Consider the following 17951-nt stretch of genomic DNA (forward strand, 5'->3'; position numbering starts at 1 on the left):
GAGTTGTAGTTTCTTAACTCATGTGATTTTCAAGTTTTTAAGAGCAAACGGTGGATGCCTTGGCATCTGGAGCCGAAGAAGGACGTCGTAATCTGCGATAAGCCTCGGGGAGCTGATAAACGAGCTGTGATCCGAGGATCTCCGAATGGGGAAACCCCGCCAGGCCCCTTGTGGTGACCTGGTGACTCCCGCCTGAATATATAGGGCGGGTAGAGGGAACGTGGGGAAGTGAAACATCTCAGTACCCACAGGAAGAGAAAACAACAGTGATTCCGTTAGTAGTGGCGAGCGAACGCGGAAGAGGCTAAACCGAGCCATGTGTGATACCCGGCAGGGGTTGCATGGTCGGGGTTGTGGGACTTTTCGTCGTGTTCTGCCGAGCACGGAACGTTACAGCGCATCATAGACGAACAGGTTTGAATGCCTGGCCAGAGCGGGTGCGAGCCCCGTAGTCGAAATGGTGTTATGGCGTGAAGAGTATCCCAAGTAGCACGGGGCCCGAGAAATCCCGTGTGAATCTGTCAGGACCACCTGATAAGCCTAAATACTCCCAGATGACCGATAGCGGACAAGTACCGTGAGGGAAAGGTGAAAAGTACCCCGGGAGGGGAGTGAAATAGTACCTGAAACCGTTTGCTTACAAACCGTCGGAGCCTCCTTGTTGGGGTGACGGCGTGCCTTTTGAAGAATGAGCCTGCGAGTTAGTGCTCTGTGGCGAGGTTAACCCGTGTGGGGCAGCCGTAGCGAAAGCGAGTCCGAATAGGGCGATTTTAGTCGCAGGGTCTAGACCCGAAGCGAAGTGATCTATCCATGGCCAGGTTGAAGCGACGGTAAGACGTCGTGGAGGACCGAACCCACTTCAGTTGAAAATGGAGGGGATGAGCTGTGGATAGGGGTGAAAGGCCAATCAAACTTCGTGATAGCTGGTTCTCTCCGAAATGCATTTAGGTGCAGCGTTGCGTGTTTCTTGCCGGAGGTAGAGCTACTGGATGGCCGATGGGGCCCAAAAGCTTACTGACGTCAGCCAAACTCCGAATGCCGGTAAGTGAGAGCGCAGCAGTGAGACTGTGGGGGATAAGCTTCATAGTCGAGAGGGAAACAACCCAGACCACCAACTAAGGTCCCTAAGCGCGTGCTAAGTGGGAAAGGATGTGGAGTTGCACAGACAACCAGGAGGTTGGCTTAGAAGCAGCCACCCTTGAAAGAGTGCGTAATAGCTCACTGGTCAAGTGATTCCGCGCCGACAATGTAACGGGGCTCAAGCACGCCACCGAAGTTGTGGCATTGACATTTGTGGTAGGCCTTCGTGGTCCAGCCGTGTTGATGGGTAGGAGAGCGTCGTGTGGCGAGTGAAGCGGCGGTGTGAACCAGCCGTGGACGCCACACGAGTGAGAATGCAGGCATGAGTAGCGAAAGACGGGTGAGAAACCCGTCCTCCGGAAGACCAAGGGTTCCAGGGTCAAGCTAATCTTCCCTGGGTAAGTCGGGACCTAAGGCGAGGCCGACAGGCGTAGTCGATGGACAACGGGTTGATATTCCCGTACCGGCGAAGAACCGCCCAAGACAATCCAGTAGTGCTAAGTATCTGAATCCCTGTGATGGATCCCTTCGGGGTGAAGCGTTGGGCCTAGCGTACGACCCCGTGCTGGTGCGTTTAGCGTATTAACAGGTGTGACGCAGGAAGGTAGCCGAGCCGGGCGATGGTTGTCCCGGTCTAAGGATGTAGGGCGAACGATAGGCAAATCCGTCGTTCACACAGCCTGAGATCTGATGGGTAGACGCAAGTCGAAATCGGTGATCCTATGCTGCCAAGAAAAGCATCGACGCGAGGTTCTAGCTGCCCGTACCCCAAACCGACTCAGGTGGTCAGGTAGAGAATACCAAGGAGATCGAGAGAATCGTGGTTAAGGAACTCGGCAAAATGCCCCCGTAACTTCGGGAGAAGGGGGGCCTGAGGCGTGAACGGACTTGCTCCGGGAGCGTTCGATGGCCGCAGAGACCAGTGGGAAGCGACTGTTTACTAAAAACACAGGTCCGTGCTAAGTCGCAAGACGATGTATACGGACTGACGCCTGCCCGGTGCTGGAAGGTTAAGAGGAACGGTTAGCCGCAAGGCGAAGCTGAGAATTTAAGCCCCAGTAAACGGCGGTGGTAACTATAACCATCCTAAGGTAGCGAAATTCCTTGTCGGGTAAGTTCCGACCTGCACGAATGGCGTAACGACTTCCCAGCTGTCTCAACCGCGAACTCGGCGAAATTGCATTACGAGTAAAGATGCTCGTTACGCGCAGCAGGACGGAAAGACCCCGTGACCTTTACTATAGTTTGGTATTGGTGTTCGGTGTGGCTTGTGTAGGATAGGTGGGAGACTGTGAAGCGGGCACGCTAGTGTTCGTGGAGTCATTGTTGAAATACCACTCTGGTCACTCTGGATATCTAACTTCGAACCCTAATCGGGTTCAGGGACAGTGCCTGATGGGTAGTTTAACTGGGGCGGTTGCCTCCTAAAAAGTAACGGAGGCGCCCAAAGGTTCCCTCAACCTGGTTGGCAATCAGGTGGCGAGTGTAAGTGCACAAGGGAGCTTGACTGTGAGACTGACAAGTCGAGCAGGGACGAAAGTCGGGACTAGTGATCCGGCAGTGGCTTGTGGAAGCGCTGTCGCTCAACGGATAAAAGGTACCTCGGGGATAACAGGCTGATCTTGCCCAAGAGTCCATATCGACGGCATGGTTTGGCACCTCGATGTCGGCTCGTCGCATCCTGGGGCTGGAGTAGGTCCCAAGGGTTGGGCTGTTCGCCCATTAAAGCGGTACGCGAGCTGGGTTTAGAACGTCGTGAGACAGTTCGGTCCCTATCCGCTGCGCGCGTAGGAAATTTGAGAAGATCTATCCCTAGTACGAGAGGACCGGGATGGACGAACCTCTGGTGTGTCAGTTGTTCCGCCAGGAGCACCGCTGATTAGCTACGTTCGGAACGGATAACCGCTGAAAGCATCTAAGCGGGAAGCCGGCTTCGAGATGAGATTTCCATCCCTTCGGGGGAGAGGCTCCCAGCCAGATTACTGGGTTGATAGGCCGGATGTGGAAGACAGGACTAAAGACTGTCGGAGCTGACCGGTACTAATAAGCCGATAACTTGACAATCACTACACTCATACCGTTGTAAAGGCTGGTAGGAGTGGCCAGAAGATTGCTCGCGTCCACTTTGTGGTTCCCAGAAGACGGGCACCGCACCACCCTCACAGGGTGGTGCACATAATTGAATACACGCAAGGCGTGTAACCCCAGATTTGACCCCCACCCTCAACGGTGGGTGTGTCGCAAGGGTTACGGCGGCTATAGCGAGAGGGAAACGCCCGGTCACATTCCGAACCCGGAAGCTAAGACTCTCAGCGCCGATGGTACTGCAGGGGGGACCCTGTGGGAGAGTAGGACACCGCCGGACACCATTCACGATGGCCACCCAGACACTGGGTGGCCATCGCTGTTTAACCCGCCGATCGACAGCTTCCTTGAGAGGTCTCGTGCTCGATGAGGAGTGCGTGAGACGGGCGGAGCCGACGGTTCTAGGGTGGAGGACATGACGGGAGACCCGATGCAGGACGACGATCACGGCAGCGCCCCTTTGGACGGTCTCGTCGACCGCCTCGAGCTCATCGAGGATCAGGACCTCGCGACGAGGGCGGCGTCCTACGGCGAGCTGCAGGAGCGACTGCGGATGCGGCTCGAGGGCGCGGATACTCGGCGATGAGCGACTCCGCTCAGGATGATGCATCGGGAGACAGCAGACTCGATGCGGCTCTCGCCGATCGGGGGATCGCGCGCTCGCGCACACACGCGTCGAGGCTGATCGCCGATGCGCTCGTCAGCGTCGACGGCGTGCCGGCGCTCAAGTCCTCCCTCCGGGTGCGACCGGAGCAGGACATCACGGTCGCCGGTCTCGACCACTACGTGAGTCGTGCGGCGCACAAGCTGCTGGGGGCTCTCGACGGCTTCCCGTCGGTGCACGTCCGAGGTGCCCACGCCCTCGATGTCGGCGCATCGACCGGCGGCTTCTCCCAGGTGCTGCTCGAGCGCGGAGCGGCGTCGGTCATTGCTCTGGATGTCGGCCACGCGCAGCTCGCTCCGCGCATCCGCTCGGACGAGAGGGTGCACGTCGTCGAAGGGTTCAATGCCCGCGACATGACGGCCGGGTCCCTCGCCGCGGCGGCCAGGACGGAAGTGGTGCCGGACCTCGTGGTCTCGGATGTGTCCTTCATCTCGCTGACGATGGTGCTGCCGGCGGTGGCGGCGTCCGTGGATCCGCTGGCAGACTTCGTCGTCCTCGTGAAGCCGCAGTTCGAGGTCGGGCGGACGGGCGTGAAGGAGGGCATCGTGCGGGATCCGGAGCTGCGTCGCGAAGCGCTCTCGGACGTGCTCTGGGCGGCCTGGGACCTGGGTCTCGGGGTGGCCGGCCTGATGTCCTCCCCATTACCCGGAAGCGCTGGGAATCACGAGTATCTCGCGCACCTCCACCGCGACCGCGGAACGATTCCGACAGAATGGAGGGACGCGGTCACCGCGCTCACCATCGGGTGATGCGGGCGGTCGGCCGACGTCGACCTACCTGGAGGACACCCTCTCGATGCAGTCCCCTCCGCAGGAGCGCAACATCCTCGTCGTCGCCCACACGGGCCGGAAGGACTCCCTCGAAGCGGCGATCCTCGTCATCCACCGGCTGCGCGGCTCCGGTGCACGGCCCGTGCTCTGCGGGGACGACAAGGGCGACATCGTCGCCGCGTCCCCGTCGCTGTCGGACGTCGCCGTCCTCGGCTCCGATGTCGCCCTGAGCGACGTCGAGCTCGTGTTCGTCCTCGGTGGCGACGGCACCATCCTCCGCGCGGCCGAGATCGCGCGCACCGGAACGGCTCCGCTGCTCGGCGTGAACCTCGGTCACGTGGGCTTCCTCGCCGAGAGCGAGCGCGACGACCTCGACGACGCGGTCGCACGCGCGCTCGACGGCGACTACGGGGTGGAGGAGCGGATGACGCTCCAGGTGCGCGTCAAGATCGACGAGCGCGTCGTGTACGAGACGTGGGCGCTCAACGAGGCCACCGTCGAGAAGGGCAGCCGCGAGCGGATGCTCGAGGTCATGGTCGGCGTCGACGGGCGGCCGCTCTCGAGCTTCGGCTGCGACGGCATCGTCGTCTCCACTCCGACCGGCTCGACCGCCTACGCGTTCTCCGGCGGCGGCCCCGTCGTGTGGCCGACCCTCGAGGCGATGCTCCTGGTGCCGCTCAGCGCCCACGCGCTGTTCGCGCGTCCCCTCGTGGTGGGGCCCGAGTCGAGCCTCGCCGTCGAGGTCAAGGAGCGCACCGACGGGGTGGGCGTGCTGTGGGCCGACGGCCGCAGGACCTACGAGCTGCCACCGGGAGCACGCGTCGTGTTCCGGCGCTCGCCCCTCCCGGTGCGACTCGCTCGGCTCCACGACGCCCCCTTCACCGACCGCCTGGTGCACAAGTTCGGTCTCCCCATCCGCGGATGGCGGGGGTCGACGGAGACGGAGTGATCACCACGATGCTCGAAGAGCTGCAGATCCGCGACCTGGGCGTCATCGCCGAGGCGACCCTCCCGCTCGGTCCCGGCTTCACCGCCGTGACCGGTGAGACCGGCGCGGGCAAGACGATGGTCGTGACCGCACTCGGGCTGGTGCTCGGTGCGCGCTCCGACGCGTCCGCCGTCCGCTCCGGCAGCAAGCAGGCCTGGGTGTCCGGGCGCTGGGTCGTGCAGGAGGACGGCGCGGTGGCCGACCGGGTCCGGGACGCCGGCGGGGACCTCGACGGTCCCGAGCTGCTCCTCGCGCGCTCGGTGTCGGCGGAGGGACGCGGTCGCGCGGTCGTCGGGGGCCGCGGTGCGCCCGTCAGCGTGCTCTCGGAGCTCGCGGACCAGCTGGTCGTGGTGCACGGGCAGTCCGATCAGATCCGGCTGCGCTCTGCGGCCGCGCAGCGGGACGCGCTGGACCGGTTCGGCGGGGCGGACCTCGCCGAGGCGCTCCGCGACTACGGCAGCGCGTTCGAGCGCTGGCGGGCCAACCGGGAAGAGCTCGACGAGCTGACCACGGCGCGGGAGGCGCGTGCGCGCGAGGCGGAGCGCCTCCGCACCGCCCTCGCCGAGATCGAGGTCGTCGCTCCGCAGCGCGGAGAGGACGTCGAGCTCGCGGCCCAGTCCGAGCGCCTCGGGAGCATCGAGCAGCTGCGACTGGCGGCCGGCGAGGCCCGCGAGGCGATCTCGTCCGAGGAGCTCGACGGCCGCGACGCCCTGGGGCTGCTCGACCTCGCCCGCCGGGTGCTCGAGCGCGCGGCCGAGCACGACGCCGCCCTCCAGCCGACGGTGCAGACGCTGAGCGAGGCGTCCGTCCTGCTCGTCGACGTCGCCGGGAGCCTCTCGTCCTACCTCGCGGAGCTCGACCTCGACGGGGCGCACGACCTCGAGCTGATCGAGAACCGGCGCGCCGAGCTGTCGCAGCTCGCGCGCACCTACGGGCCGACGCTCGACGACGTGCTCGATCTCGTCGACTCCTCCGGGCTCCGGCTGCTCGAGCTCGACGGCGACGACGAGCGGATCGCGGCGCTCGAGGCGGACACCGCAGCCGACGCCGATCTGGTCGACCGGCTGGCGACGCGGCTCACCGAGCTGCGCACCGCCGCGGCGGCGGAGCTGGGCGAGCGGGTCAGCGACGAGCTGACCGCCCTCGCCATGGGCGACGCCCGACTCCACATCCGGGTCACCACCGCCGGGGAGGCGACCGCGCACGGTCGCGACTCGGTCGAGATGCTCCTGGCGCCGCACGTCGGGGCGACTCCCCGTCCGCTGGCCAAGGGCGCGTCCGGAGGCGAGCTCTCGCGGGTCATGCTGGCGATCGAGGTCGTCGTCGCGGCCAACGACCCCGTGCCCACCTTCGTCTTCGACGAGGTCGACGCGGGAGTGGGAGGCGCCGCGGCGATCGAGATCGGCCGGCGGCTCGCTCGGCTGGCCGAGACGTCGCAGGTGATCGTGGTGACCCACCTCGCGCAGGTGGCCGCCTTCGCGAACAACCACCTGCGGGTCGAGAAGGGCTCGGACGGCTCCGTCACCTCGAGCGCGGTCACGCAGCTGGACCCGGAGGCGCGCGTGTCGGAGATGGCGCGCCTGCTGTCCGGTCTGACCGACTCGGAGAACGCACTGGCCCACGCGCGCGAGCTGCTCGAGACCGGTCGTCGGAGCTGATCCGGCCCGACCGGAGTGGTCGGCGGCAACTGCTGTTAGGGTGGAAGCCCGTGGTGGACATTTCGAACTCGGGCTCTTCAGACTCCTCTAACGACTCCTCGACGGCCGGGCACTCCGCCCCCTCGAAGATCACGAAGCACATCTTCGTCACGGGTGGGGTCGTCTCCTCCCTGGGCAAGGGCCTCACGGCCGCGAGCCTGGGAAACCTGCTGACGGCGCGCGGGCTCCGGGTCGTGATGCAGAAGCTCGACCCGTACCTCAACGTCGATCCCGGGACGATGAACCCGTTCCAGCACGGCGAGGTCTTCGTGACGGACGACGGAGCCGAGACCGACCTCGACATCGGGCACTACGAGCGCTTCCTCGACATCAACCTCAACCAGGCCGCGAACGTCACGACCGGTCAGATCTACTCGCGGGTGATCGCCCGCGAGCGCGCGGGGGAGTACCTCGGCGACACGGTGCAGGTCATCCCGCACATCACCGACGAGATCAAGCGCCGCATGCGCCTGCAGGCCGAGGACGACCCTCAGCCCGATGTGATCATCACCGAGATCGGCGGCACGGTCGGCGACATCGAGAGCCAGCCGTTCATCGAGTCGGCACGCCAGGTGCGCCACGAGCTCGGCCGCCGCAACGTCTTCTTCGTGCACGTCTCGCTGGTGCCGTTCATGGGCGCCTCCGGTGAGCAGAAGACCAAGCCGACCCAGCACTCCGTCGCCGCGCTGCGCTCCATCGGCATCCAGCCGGACGCGCTCGTGCTGCGCAGCGACCGCCCGGTCTCGGAGTCGAACAAGCGCAAGATCGCGCTGATGTGCGACGTCGACGAGCAGGCCGTCGTGAACGCCAAGGACGTCGCGTCGATCTACGAGATCCCGGAGATGCTCAACGAGCAGGGCCTGGACTCCTACATCATCGACCAGCTCGGCCTCGAGGCCGGCGAGGTCGTCTGGGACGGCTGGTCCAAGCTCCTCGAGGCGGTCCACGAGCCCAAGCACGAGGTCACGATCGGCCTGGTGGGCAAGTACATCGACCTGCCCGACGCCTACCTCTCGGTGACCGAGGCCCTGCGCGCGGGCGGTTTCGCCCAGCAGACGAAGGTCGCGATCCGCTGGATCGCCTCGGACGGACTCGAGGACCCGGAGGCGGCGTCCAAGGCGCTGTCCGAGCTCGACGGCATCTGCGTGCCCGGCGGCTTCGGCATCCGCGGCATCGAGGGCAAGCTCGGCGCCCTCCGCTTCGCCCGCGAGAACGGGATCCCGACGCTGGGACTGTGCCTCGGTCTGCAGTGCATGGTGATCGAGTACGCGCGCACCGAGGCGGGGCTCGAGGGGGCGTCCTCCTCGGAGTTCGACCCGGGCACCGAGTTCCCCGTCATCGCCACCATGGCCGAGCAGGTCGAGATCCTGGCGTCCGGCGACATGGGCGGGACGATGCGCCTCGGCCTCTACACCGCCGAGCTCGCCGAGGGCTCGATCGTCGCCGAGGTCTACGGTGCGCCCGAGGCCGCCGAGCGCCACCGCCACCGCTACGAGGTCAACAACGCGTACCGGGACCGCATCGCCGAGGCCGGGCTGTGGTTCTCGGGCACCTCGCCGGACGGCCGGCTGGTGGAGTACGTCGAGCTGCCGCGCGACAAGCACCCCTACTACGTCGGCACCCAGGCCCACCCCGAGCTGCGCTCGCGCCCGAACAACGCGCACCCGCTCTTCCGCGGGCTCGTGACGGCGGCGCTCGAGCGCCAGGAGGCCTCGCGCCTGTTCCCCGCGTCGGAGGCGGGCTCCGATGAGTGACTCCGGCCTCTCGGACGAGCTCGTCGAGCCCGAGATCCTGACGAGCGAGAGCGTCTTCGACGGCATGGTCTGGGGCGTCCGCGCCGAGACCTTCCGCTACGGCGACGGCGAGCTGCGCCGGGAGTTCCTCGATCACACGGGCGCCGTCGCGGTGCTCGCTCTGGACGACCAGGATCGCGTCGCGCTGATCAAGCAGTACCGGCACCCGGTCCGCACCCGCGAGTGGGAGATCCCGGCGGGTCTCCTCGACATCGAGGGCGAGGACGCGCTCGTCGCCGCTCAGCGCGAGCTGGCCGAGGAGACCGACCTGCGGGCCGGCCGGTGGGACCTGCTCTCGGAGTTCGCGACGTCACCCGGTGGCAGCGACGAGGTCATCCGCATCTACCTCGCCCGCGACCTCTCGAGCACCGGCTCGGTCTTCGACCGGGAGGCGGAGGAGGCCGACATGGAGCTGCGCTGGGTCGCGCTCGACGACCTCGTCGAGGCGGTCCTCGCGCGACGCGTGCAGAACCCGTCGCTCACGATCGCCGCACTCGCCGCGCACACCTTCCGCTCGCGCGGCTGGGCGGGCCTCGGCGACGCGTCGTCGCCGTGGACGCGCCACCCGCGGGTCCGTCACCCCCGGGGGTGACCCCCCGGGCGAGCGTCGAGGCGTTCCTCCGGCAGGCGAGCGTCGAGCGGGGCCTCTCGGCGCACACGATTGCGGCCTACCGTCGTGATCTGGAGCTCTACCTCGGCCGCCTCGAGGAGCTCGGGATCCGGGATCTCGCGGCTCTGCGGCGCTCGGACGTGGGGGACTTCGCCGCCTGGCTCGCCGCGCGGCCCGAGCGCCCGCTGGCGGCCTCCTCCCGCGCGCGGATCCTGTCGAGTGTGCGGGGACTGCACCGCTTCGCCCTCGAGGAGGGCCTGGTGGAGGACGACGTGGCGCACGACGTCGTCCCGCCGAAGCTCCCGATGACGCTGCCCAAGGCGATCACCGTCGAGCAGATGGGCGCTCTGCTCGAGGCGTCCCGCGGCGAGGAGCTCGCGCAGATGCGCGACCGCGCGCTGCTCGAGCTGCTCTACGCGACCGGCGCCCGCATCTCCGAGGCGGTCGACCTCACCGTCGACGACCTGCTCGACGCGGAGGTCGTGCGGCTGACGGGCAAGGGGTCGAAGCAGCGGATGGTCCCGCTCGGGCGGTACGCGCGGGAGGCGGTCGACGACTACCTGGTGCGCGCTCGGCCGGAGCTGTCGCGGCGCGGACGCGCGACTCCCGCGCTGTTCCTCGGGGTGCGGGGAGGCCGGCTGTCCCGGCAGAGCGCCTGGCTCGTCATCCGCGCGGTCGCCGAGAAGGCGGGGCTCGACCAGGAGATCTCGCCGCACACCTTCCGCCACTCCTTCGCCACGCACCTGCTCGCCGGCGGGGCGGACGTGCGCGTCGTGCAGGAGCTGCTCGGGCACGCCTCCGTCGCCACGACGCAGATCTACACGCTGGTCACCGCGGATACCCTGCGCGACGTGTACACGACGGCGCATCCTCGCGCGCGGCGGTGAGGAGAGGAGAGTGCAGGCGCGTCCTCGGCGAGGGCGGGTCTCGATACGCCCCTGCGGGGCTACTCGACCAGCAGGAGCGGTGGGGACGTGCACTGGTCTCGAGACGCCCCTGCGGGGCTGCTCGACCAGCAGGTGCGGCGGGCCGCGGGGAGGCGCCCGCGGCGGGGCGCGGCGCCGGGGACGGAGGGGGTCGGTAGACTCGACGCAGGCCGCGCGGGAGCGCACGCCCCAGGAAGCGAGGACGACGCAGGTGACACGCCAGACGGACGACAGGACCGAGCTCACCGGTCTCGAAGCCCCGACGCTCGGCCCGACCGGCCGTCCCCTCCGCGACTTCGACCTCCCCGTCGAGCTGACGGGTCACGGTCCGGCCCGCATCATCTCGCTCTGCAACCAGAAGGGCGGCGTCGGCAAGACGACGACCACCATCAATCTGGGCGCGACCCTCGCCGAGTACGGCCGCCGCGTGCTCGCCATCGACTTCGATCCGCAGGGCGCGCTGTCCGCCGGTCTCGGTGTCGCGACGTACGACGCGGTCACCATCTACGACCTGCTCCTGGGCACCGTGAAGGACCCCGCCGAGGCGATCCGCTCGACCCGGGTGCCCGGGCTCGACGTGATCCCGGCCAACATCGACCTGTCCGCCGCGGAGGTGCACCTCGTCAACGAGGTCGCGCGCGAGCAGATCCTCGCCCGCGTGCTCCGCAAGGTGAGCGCCGACTACGACGTGATCCTGATCGACTGCCAGCCGTCGCTGGGCCTGCTCACCGTGAACGCATTGACCGCGAGCCACGGCGTGCTCATCCCGCTCGAGTGCGAGTTCTTCGCCCTGCGCGGTGTCGCGCTGCTGATCGAGACGATCGACAAGGTCCGCGATCGGCTGAACCCCGCGATCGAGCTCGACGGCATCCTGCCCACCATGTACGACTCGCGCACGCTGCACTCGCGCGAGGTGCTCGACCGCGTCGTCGACGCGTTCGGCGACAGCGTCCTCGAGACGGTGATCGGCCGCACGGTGAAGTTCCCCGACGCGAGCGTCTCGGGGGTGCCCATCACGCAGTTCGCGCCCGAGCACAAGGCCGCGGCGGCGTACCGCCAGCTCGCCAGGGAGCTGATCTCGCGTGGCGCGGTCGCCTGAGGCAGTTCTCACTCCGGAGGCGGCCGCCGGGTCGGCGGGCGGCTTCCGGGTCGCGCTCTCGAACTTCGAGGGCCCGTTCGACCTCCTCCTCAGCCTGATCGCGAAGCAGCAGGTCGACATCACCGAGATCGCGCTCAGCGCCGTCACGGACGAGTTCCTGTCGTACCTGCACGGCATCGACACGCTCGAGGGCCTCGACCGCGCGTCGGAGTTCCTGGTCGTCGCCGCGACGCTCCTCGACCTCAAGATCGCCGGCCTCCTGCCGCAGGGCGAGCTCGTCGATGCCGAGGACGCCGCCCTGCTGGAGGCCCGCGATCTGCTGTTCGCGCGACTCCTGCAGTACCGCGCCTTCAAGCAGGTGTCGAGCTGGTTCGCCGAGCGGATCGGGATCGAGACCTCGCGGCACGTGCGCGACGTGCCGCTCGAGGAGGAGTTCCGCGCGAAGAAGCCGGAGCTGGTCTGGACGCTCTCGGCCGAGGACTTCGCCGCGCTGGCCGCGTTCGCGCTCGCGCCGAAGGAGATCCCGACCGTCGGCCTCGACCACCTGCACGCGCCGCTCATCAGCATCCGCGAGCAGGCCGCGTACGTCGTCGGGGTGCTGCGCGCGCAGGCGACGGCGACGTTCCGCGAGCTGATCGCCACCGCCGACGAGAAGGGCGTGATCGTCGCGCGCTTCATCGCCGTGCTCGAGCTGTACCGCCACGCCGCGATCACGTTCGAGCAGCCCGAGCCGCTCGGCGAGCTGACCCTTCAGTGGGTCGCCGAGTCGTGGTCGGATGCGAACCTCGCCCACCTGGGGGCCGACTATGACGGTTGAGACCACGGAGGCGACTCCCGGCACGGTGGCCTTCGAGATCGACCGCGCGATCGAGGCGATCCTGATGGTCGCGGACGAGCCGCAGTCGCTGGTGTCCCTCGCCACCGCGCTCTCGCGGCCGGTCGCGATCGTGCGCCAGTCGATCGAGCGCCTCGTCGCCGACTTCGACGGCGCCGACGGCGGAGTGCGCCGCGGCTTCGAGCTGCGTGAGGTCGGCTCGGGATGGCGGATCTACGTCCGCCGCGAGTACGACCCGGTCGTGTCGGACTTCGTGCTGACGCAGAACCCCACCAAGCTCTCGCAGGCGGCGCTGGAGACACTCGCCGTCATCGCCTACAAGCAGCCGATCTCGCGCGGACAGGTCGCGCAGATCCGCGCGGTCAACGTCGACTCGGTCGCCCGCACACTCCTGGGCCGCGGTCTGATCGCGGAGGTCGGCAACGACCCCGAGACCGGCGCGATCCTCTACGGCACGACGGAGCAGCTGCTCGTGCACCTCGGCCTCGCCTCGCTCGACGAGCTGCCGAAGATCTCACCACTTCTGAGCGACGGACGGGACGGATTCGATGAGCACGCCTGACAGCGGGCCCGAGGGCGAACGACTGCAGAAGGTCCTCGCCGCGGCGGGAGTGGCCTCCCGACGGGTGGTCGAGGAGATGATCGTCGCCCGGCGCATCCGGGTGAACGGAGTGGTCGCCGACGAGCTCGGCCGCCGCATCGATCCGGCCACGGACGCGATCGAGGTCGACGGAGTGGCGGTCCAGCTGGACACCACTCGCCGGTACGTGATGCTGAACAAGCCGGTCGGGGTCGTCAGCTCTCTCGCCGACGAGAACGGCCGAGCCGATCTCAGCACGTACACGCAGAACTTCGAGGAGCGGCTGTTCAACGTGGGCCGCCTCGACGCCGAGACGTCGGGACTGCTCGTGCTGACCAACGACGGAGAGCTCGCGCACGTGCTGGCGCACCCCTCGTTCGGCGTGACCAAGACCTACATCGCGAAGGTGCAGGGGCACGTGCTGCCCCAGACCATCGCCGCACTGACCGCCGGCGTCGAGCTCGACGACGGACCGGTCTCGGCCGACAAGGCGCGACTGCTGGGCCGACCGGAGGGCAAGGCGAACGCCTCGCTCGTCGAGATCACCCTGCACTCCGGGCGCAACCGCGTGGTGCGGCGAATGCTCGCCGCCGTCGGCCACCCGGTGCTCGAGCTCGTGCGCCGCCAGTTCGGGCCGCTCCACCTGGGCGCGCTGCGCTCGGGCGACCTGCGCGACCTCACCCGCGACGAGCTGGGCGCACTGCTGACCATCTCGCGCCAGGGCCACGAGAAGGTGGCCGCCGAGAAGCCGGAGCCGACGCGGAAGGCGAGCGCGGGAGCGCGGCGTCCGAAGCCGCGCGCCGAGGAGCAGGGGCGGTCGGAGGAGCGCTCGCGGTCCGAGGAGCGGCCGCGGTGGCAGGACCGCCGGGACGAGGGCGCACCCGCACGGGAGCGGCGCGACGGCGGGGAGCGGCGTCCCTCCGAGGACCGTCGTCCTGCGCCCGAGCGCCGCGACTCCGGCGAGCGTCGTCCGTCCGCGGCGCGTCGTGACGCGGGGGAGCGACGTCCTGCTGCCGATCGGCGTGATTCGGGGGAGCGGCGTCCTACTCCCGATCGGCGTGACGCGGGGGAGCGGCGTCCTGCCTCCGATCGTCGCGACGCGGGGGAGCGGCGTCCTGCTGCCGATCGGCGTGATTCGGGGGAGCGGCGTCCTGCTCCCGATCGGCGTGATTCGGGGGAGCGTCGTCCGTCCGACGAGCGCCGCGACTCCGCGGACCGTCGACCTCCGGCCGAGCGGCGCGACTCCGGCGAGCGGCGCCCGTCCGACGACCGGCGCTCCTCCCCGGCGGCTGACCGCCGCCCCGCTGCCGGGCGGCGCAGCGGCCCGGACAAGCTGCGGCGACCGGATCGGTAGGCTGTCGGGGTGAACGAGCTCCTGCACCCCGCCCCGCCCGCGATGCGGACGACCGGCACGGTGCGGGTGGTCGGCTCCGGGCTCCTGGGCGCGAGCATCGGCCTCGGCCTCGCCTCGCGCGGGGTCGACGTCGTCCTCGACGACGCGTCACCGGCCAGCCTCTCGCTCGCGATCGACTACGGTGCCGGCCGGGCCGCCTCCGCCGACGACCGCCCGGCGCTCGTCGTCGTCTGCGTGCCGCCCGACGTGGTCTCGAGCGTCGTCGAGCGCGAGCTCGCCGCCCACCCCGACGCCGTCGTGACCGATGTCGCGAGCGTCAAGACGCAGCCCCTGCGCGAGCTCCGCGAGCGCGGGATCGATCTCGCTCGCTACATCGGCTCGCACCCCATGGCCGGCCGCGAGCGGGGCGGGCCCGTGGCGGCCCGCGGCGACCTCTTCGTCGGGCGTCCCTGGGTGATCTGCCGCGACGGGGAGACGACCGCCGACGCCCTCGCCCTCGTCGAGGCGCTCGCGCTGGATCTCGGCGCGGCGATCGTCGAGATGGACCCGGAGGAGCACGACCTCGCCGTCGGCCTCGTCTCGCACGTCCCGCAGGTGGTCTCCTCGCTCCTCGGAGCGCGGCTTCTCGAGGCGCCGCACGCGTCGCTCCGACTCGCCGGCCAGGGCGTCCGCGACGTCACACGGCTGGCCGCGTCGGCTCCGGAGCTCTGGGTGCAGATCCTCGCGGCGAACAGCGCCAACGTGGTCGAGGTCCTCGACGCGCTGCGCGAGGATCTCGCGGACTTCACGGACGCCCTGCGCGGCCTCGAGGCCGTCGGCGCGCGCCGCGTCCTGGCGGAGCACTTCGCCGCGGGAAACGCGGGGGTCGCCCGCTTGCCCGGCAAGCACGGCCAGGACCAGCGTTTCGCGACCCTGATCGTGCTGATCGACGACGTCCCCGGAACGCTGGGTCGGCTCCTGGTCGAGATCGGCGAGGCCGGAGTCAACATGGAAGACGTCCGCCTCGAGCACGCGGAGGGGCGTCGCGTGGGCCTCGCCGAGATCTCGGTGGTGCCCGAGGCGGTCGGCCCGCTGACAGAAGAACTGACCGCACGCGGCTGGAGGATCGCCGGATGAGCACCGAGCAGAACAGGCAGGAGGGCGGCCTGAACAGGATGACGCCCGCCCGCCGCGCCCAGCAGAGCATGCCGGAGGACGGCGGAGCCGCTCCGTCGACGACCCGCGGCACCCGGGCGGACGAGTCCGCCGACTTCGGCGACGCGATCGTCGTCGCCGTCGACGGGCCCGCGGGCAGCGGCAAGTCGAGCGTCTCGCGCGAGGCGGCCCGCCGTCTCGACTTCGAGTTCCTCGACACCGGCGCCGCCTACCGCGCCCTCGCCTGGCACGGGCTCGACGTGGGCCTCGACTTCGAGGACGAGAACGCGATCGTCGATGCCCTCGACGGCTTCGACTACTCCATCGGCACCGATCCCGAGTCGTACTCGGTCTGGGTCGGGCGCACCGAGGTGACGGCCGCGATCCGCGAGCCCCGCGTCACGGGCCGCGTCTCGGCGGTCGCGAAGGTCCCGGAGGTGCGCCGCCGCGTGACCCTGCTCTTCCGCCGCATCATCGGCGAGACCCGCAAGGCGGGCATCATCGTCGAGGGACGCGACATCACCACGGTCGTCGCACCGACCGCGGAGGTCCGGATCCTGCTCACGGCGAGCGAAGAGGCTAGGATGGCCAGGCGTTCGCGCGAGGTCACCACGGAATCCGCGGAAGCGACGGGTCAGGCACTGCGGTCGAGGGATCGCGCCGACTCCCAGGTCGTCGACTTCATGAACGCCGCAGAAGGAGTCACTCTTCTCGACTCCACTCATCTCGACTTCGAGCAGACCGTCGACGCGGTCATCGCCGAGGTCAATACCTCGAGAGCAAGGGCCGGTCATGGCACAGGACACGCACGTCGGTGACGACGAGCTGAACTTCGGAGACGACGACCTCGTCGAGCGCCTCGGCGACCTCGACGAGCAGCTCGTCTCCTCACGCGCGAACGCGCTCCGCAGCGGACTCGAGGACTACGACCTCGACGACGAGGACCTCACCCTCCTGGAGTACTCGGGCGGCGACTCCGACGAGGTGCGCTACCTGCCGGCACTGCCGGTGGTCGCGATCGTCGGTCGGCCGAACGTCGGCAAGTCGGCGCTCGTGAACCGCATCCTCGGCCGCCGCGAGGCCGTCGTCGAGGACACCCCGGGAGTCACGCGCGACCGCGTCTCGTACAAGGCCGAGTGGATCGACCGCTCCTTCACGATCGTCGACACCGGCGGCTGGGAGCCCGACGCCCGCGGTATCGACGCCTCCGTCGCCGCGCAGGCCGAGATCGCGATCGACCTCGCCGACGCCGTGATCTTCGTGGTCGACGCCAACGTCGGTGCGACCGCGACCGACGAGCACGTCGTGAAGCTGCTCCGCAAGACCAAGAAGCCGGTGTTCCTCGCGGCCAACAAGGTCGACGACGCGCGCCAGGAGCCCAACGCCGCCTCGCTGTGGTCGCTCGGGCTCGGCGAGCCCTACCCCGTCTCCGCCGTCCACGGTCGCGGAGTCGCGGACCTGCTCGACACGGTCCTGAAGACCCTGCCGCTCGAGTCGGCCGTCGCCAAGCGCGAGGTCGGCGGGCCGCGCCGCGTCGCGATCCTCGGCCGCCCGAACGTCGGCAAGTCGAGCCTGCTCAACAAGGCCGCGGGGGAGGAGCGGGTCGTCGTCAACGAGCTGGCCGGCACCACCCGCGACCCGGTCGACGAGCAGGTCGAGATCGCAGGCAAGGTGTGGCGCTTCGTCGACACCGCCGGCATCCGCCGCCGCGTGCACCTGCAGCAGGGCGCCGACTTCTACGCGTCCCTCCGCACCTCGACCGCGCTCGAGAAGGCCGAGGTCGCGGTCGTCGTGATCGACGTCTCCGAGCCGATCTCGGAGCAGGACGTGCGCATCATCGACCTCGTCCTCGAGTCGGGTCGCGCCCTGGTCCTCGCCTTCAACAAGTGGGACCTCCTGGACGACGAGCGCCGCCGCTATCTCGAGCGCGAGATCGAGACGGATCTCGCCCACGTCGCGTGGGCGCCCCGCGTCAACATCTCGGCCCGCACCGGCCGTCACCTCGAGAAGCTCGTCCCCGCCCTCGAGCTCGCGCTCGAGTCGTGGGACACGCGCATCCCCACGGGCAAGTTCAACGCGTTCCTCGCCGAGCTCACCGCGGCGCACCCGCACCCGCTGCGCGGCGGCAAGCAGCCCCGCGTGCTGTTCGGCACGCAGGCGTCCTCGCGTCCGCCGACATTCGTGCTGTTCACCACCGGCTTCCTCGACCCCGGCTACCGTCGCTACATCCAGCGCCGCCTGCGCGAGATCTACGGCTTCCAGGGGTCGCCGGTCAACGTCAACATGCGCGTCCGCGAGAAGCGGGCCCGCTAGACCCTCTCCTGACGCGCCTCCGG

At 68.6% G+C, this 17951-nt stretch carries 13 protein-coding genes, 2 rRNA genes and 1 pseudogene; all 16 read left to right on the forward strand.

Going from position 1 to position 17951, the window contains the following annotated elements; all coding sequences use genetic code 11:
* Window positions 1–27 precede the first annotated feature (27 nt).
* The 16 genes and pseudogenes from NB037_RS08480 (at window position 28) to der (ending at window position 17928) form a co-directional block, all read left to right on the forward strand.
* Window positions 28–3144: ribosomal RNA gene (locus NB037_RS08480) — 23S ribosomal RNA — on the forward strand.
* 184 nt (window positions 3145–3328) lie between these two features.
* Window positions 3329–3445, forward strand: a 5S ribosomal RNA gene (gene rrf / locus NB037_RS08485).
* Between the two features lie 135 nt (window positions 3446–3580).
* Window positions 3581–3751: a hypothetical protein gene (locus tag NB037_RS08490; RefSeq protein ID WP_251945095.1), complete on the forward strand. Its 171-nt coding sequence runs from the start codon at window positions 3581–3583 to the stop codon at window positions 3749–3751.
* On the forward strand, window positions 3748–4578 hold the full coding sequence (locus NB037_RS08495; RefSeq protein ID WP_251945097.1) for a TlyA family RNA methyltransferase: 831 nt from the start codon (window positions 3748–3750) through the stop codon (window positions 4576–4578). The genes NB037_RS08490 and NB037_RS08495 overlap by 4 nt, the downstream gene beginning before the upstream one ends.
* Before the next feature lie 46 nt (window positions 4579–4624).
* Window positions 4625–5548, forward strand: a complete 924-nt coding sequence (locus tag NB037_RS08500) for an NAD kinase (protein ID WP_207406205.1) — start codon at window positions 4625–4627, stop codon at window positions 5546–5548.
* 8 nt (window positions 5549–5556) lie between these two features.
* Window positions 5557–7245, forward strand: coding sequence for a DNA repair protein RecN (recN, locus tag NB037_RS08505; protein ID WP_251945143.1), 1689 nt, complete (start codon window positions 5557–5559; stop codon window positions 7243–7245).
* A 50-nt stretch (window positions 7246–7295) separates the two neighbouring features.
* Window positions 7296–9038 (forward strand): CTP synthase, encoded by a 1743-nt coding sequence (gene pyrG, locus NB037_RS08510; RefSeq protein WP_372490722.1) that lies wholly within the window; start codon window positions 7296–7298, stop codon window positions 9036–9038.
* Window positions 9031–9669 carry an NUDIX domain-containing protein gene (locus NB037_RS08515; protein ID WP_251945098.1) on the forward strand — a complete coding sequence of 213 codons (639 nt, stop codon included), beginning with the start codon at window positions 9031–9033 and terminating at the stop codon, window positions 9667–9669. Before pyrG ends, NB037_RS08515 begins: the two co-directional genes overlap by 8 nt.
* On the forward strand, window positions 9666–10574 hold the full coding sequence (xerD, locus tag NB037_RS08520) for a site-specific tyrosine recombinase XerD (RefSeq protein WP_251945100.1): 909 nt from the start codon (window positions 9666–9668) through the stop codon (window positions 10572–10574). Before NB037_RS08515 ends, xerD begins: the two co-directional genes overlap by 4 nt.
* A 250-nt stretch (window positions 10575–10824) precedes the next feature.
* The gene (locus tag NB037_RS08525; protein ID WP_251945102.1) at window positions 10825–11712 is read left to right on the forward strand and encodes a ParA family protein; all 888 of its coding nucleotides are present in this window, start codon (window positions 10825–10827) and stop codon (window positions 11710–11712) included.
* On the forward strand, window positions 11696–12529 hold the full coding sequence (locus tag NB037_RS08530; protein WP_251945104.1) for a segregation and condensation protein A: 834 nt from the start codon (window positions 11696–11698) through the stop codon (window positions 12527–12529). The genes NB037_RS08525 and NB037_RS08530 overlap by 17 nt, the downstream gene beginning before the upstream one ends.
* Window positions 12519–13109 (forward strand): SMC-Scp complex subunit ScpB, encoded by a 591-nt coding sequence (gene scpB / locus NB037_RS08535; RefSeq protein ID WP_251945106.1) that lies wholly within the window; start codon window positions 12519–12521, stop codon window positions 13107–13109. Before NB037_RS08530 ends, scpB begins: the two co-directional genes overlap by 11 nt.
* Window positions 13096–13848: pseudogene (locus NB037_RS08540) on the forward strand (pseudouridine synthase); the annotation flags it as partial. The gene scpB and the pseudogene NB037_RS08540, both read left to right, overlap by 14 nt.
* A gap of 675 nt (window positions 13849–14523) precedes the next feature.
* Window positions 14524–15597 carry a prephenate dehydrogenase gene (locus tag NB037_RS08545; protein ID WP_251945148.1) on the forward strand — a complete coding sequence of 358 codons (1074 nt, stop codon included), beginning with the start codon at window positions 14524–14526 and terminating at the stop codon, window positions 15595–15597.
* Window positions 15594–16433: a (d)CMP kinase gene (cmk, locus tag NB037_RS08550; RefSeq protein WP_251945108.1), complete on the forward strand. Its 840-nt coding sequence runs from the start codon at window positions 15594–15596 to the stop codon at window positions 16431–16433. The genes NB037_RS08545 and cmk overlap by 4 nt, the downstream gene beginning before the upstream one ends.
* Window positions 16408–17928 (forward strand): ribosome biogenesis GTPase Der, encoded by a 1521-nt coding sequence (der, locus tag NB037_RS08555; protein ID WP_207406215.1) that lies wholly within the window; start codon window positions 16408–16410, stop codon window positions 17926–17928. Before cmk ends, der begins: the two co-directional genes overlap by 26 nt.
* Window positions 17929–17951 lie beyond the last annotated feature (23 nt).

It is taken from the genome of Rathayibacter rubneri, from assembly GCF_023743255.1.
GTDB lineage: Bacteria > Actinomycetota > Actinomycetes > Actinomycetales > Microbacteriaceae > Rathayibacter > Rathayibacter rubneri.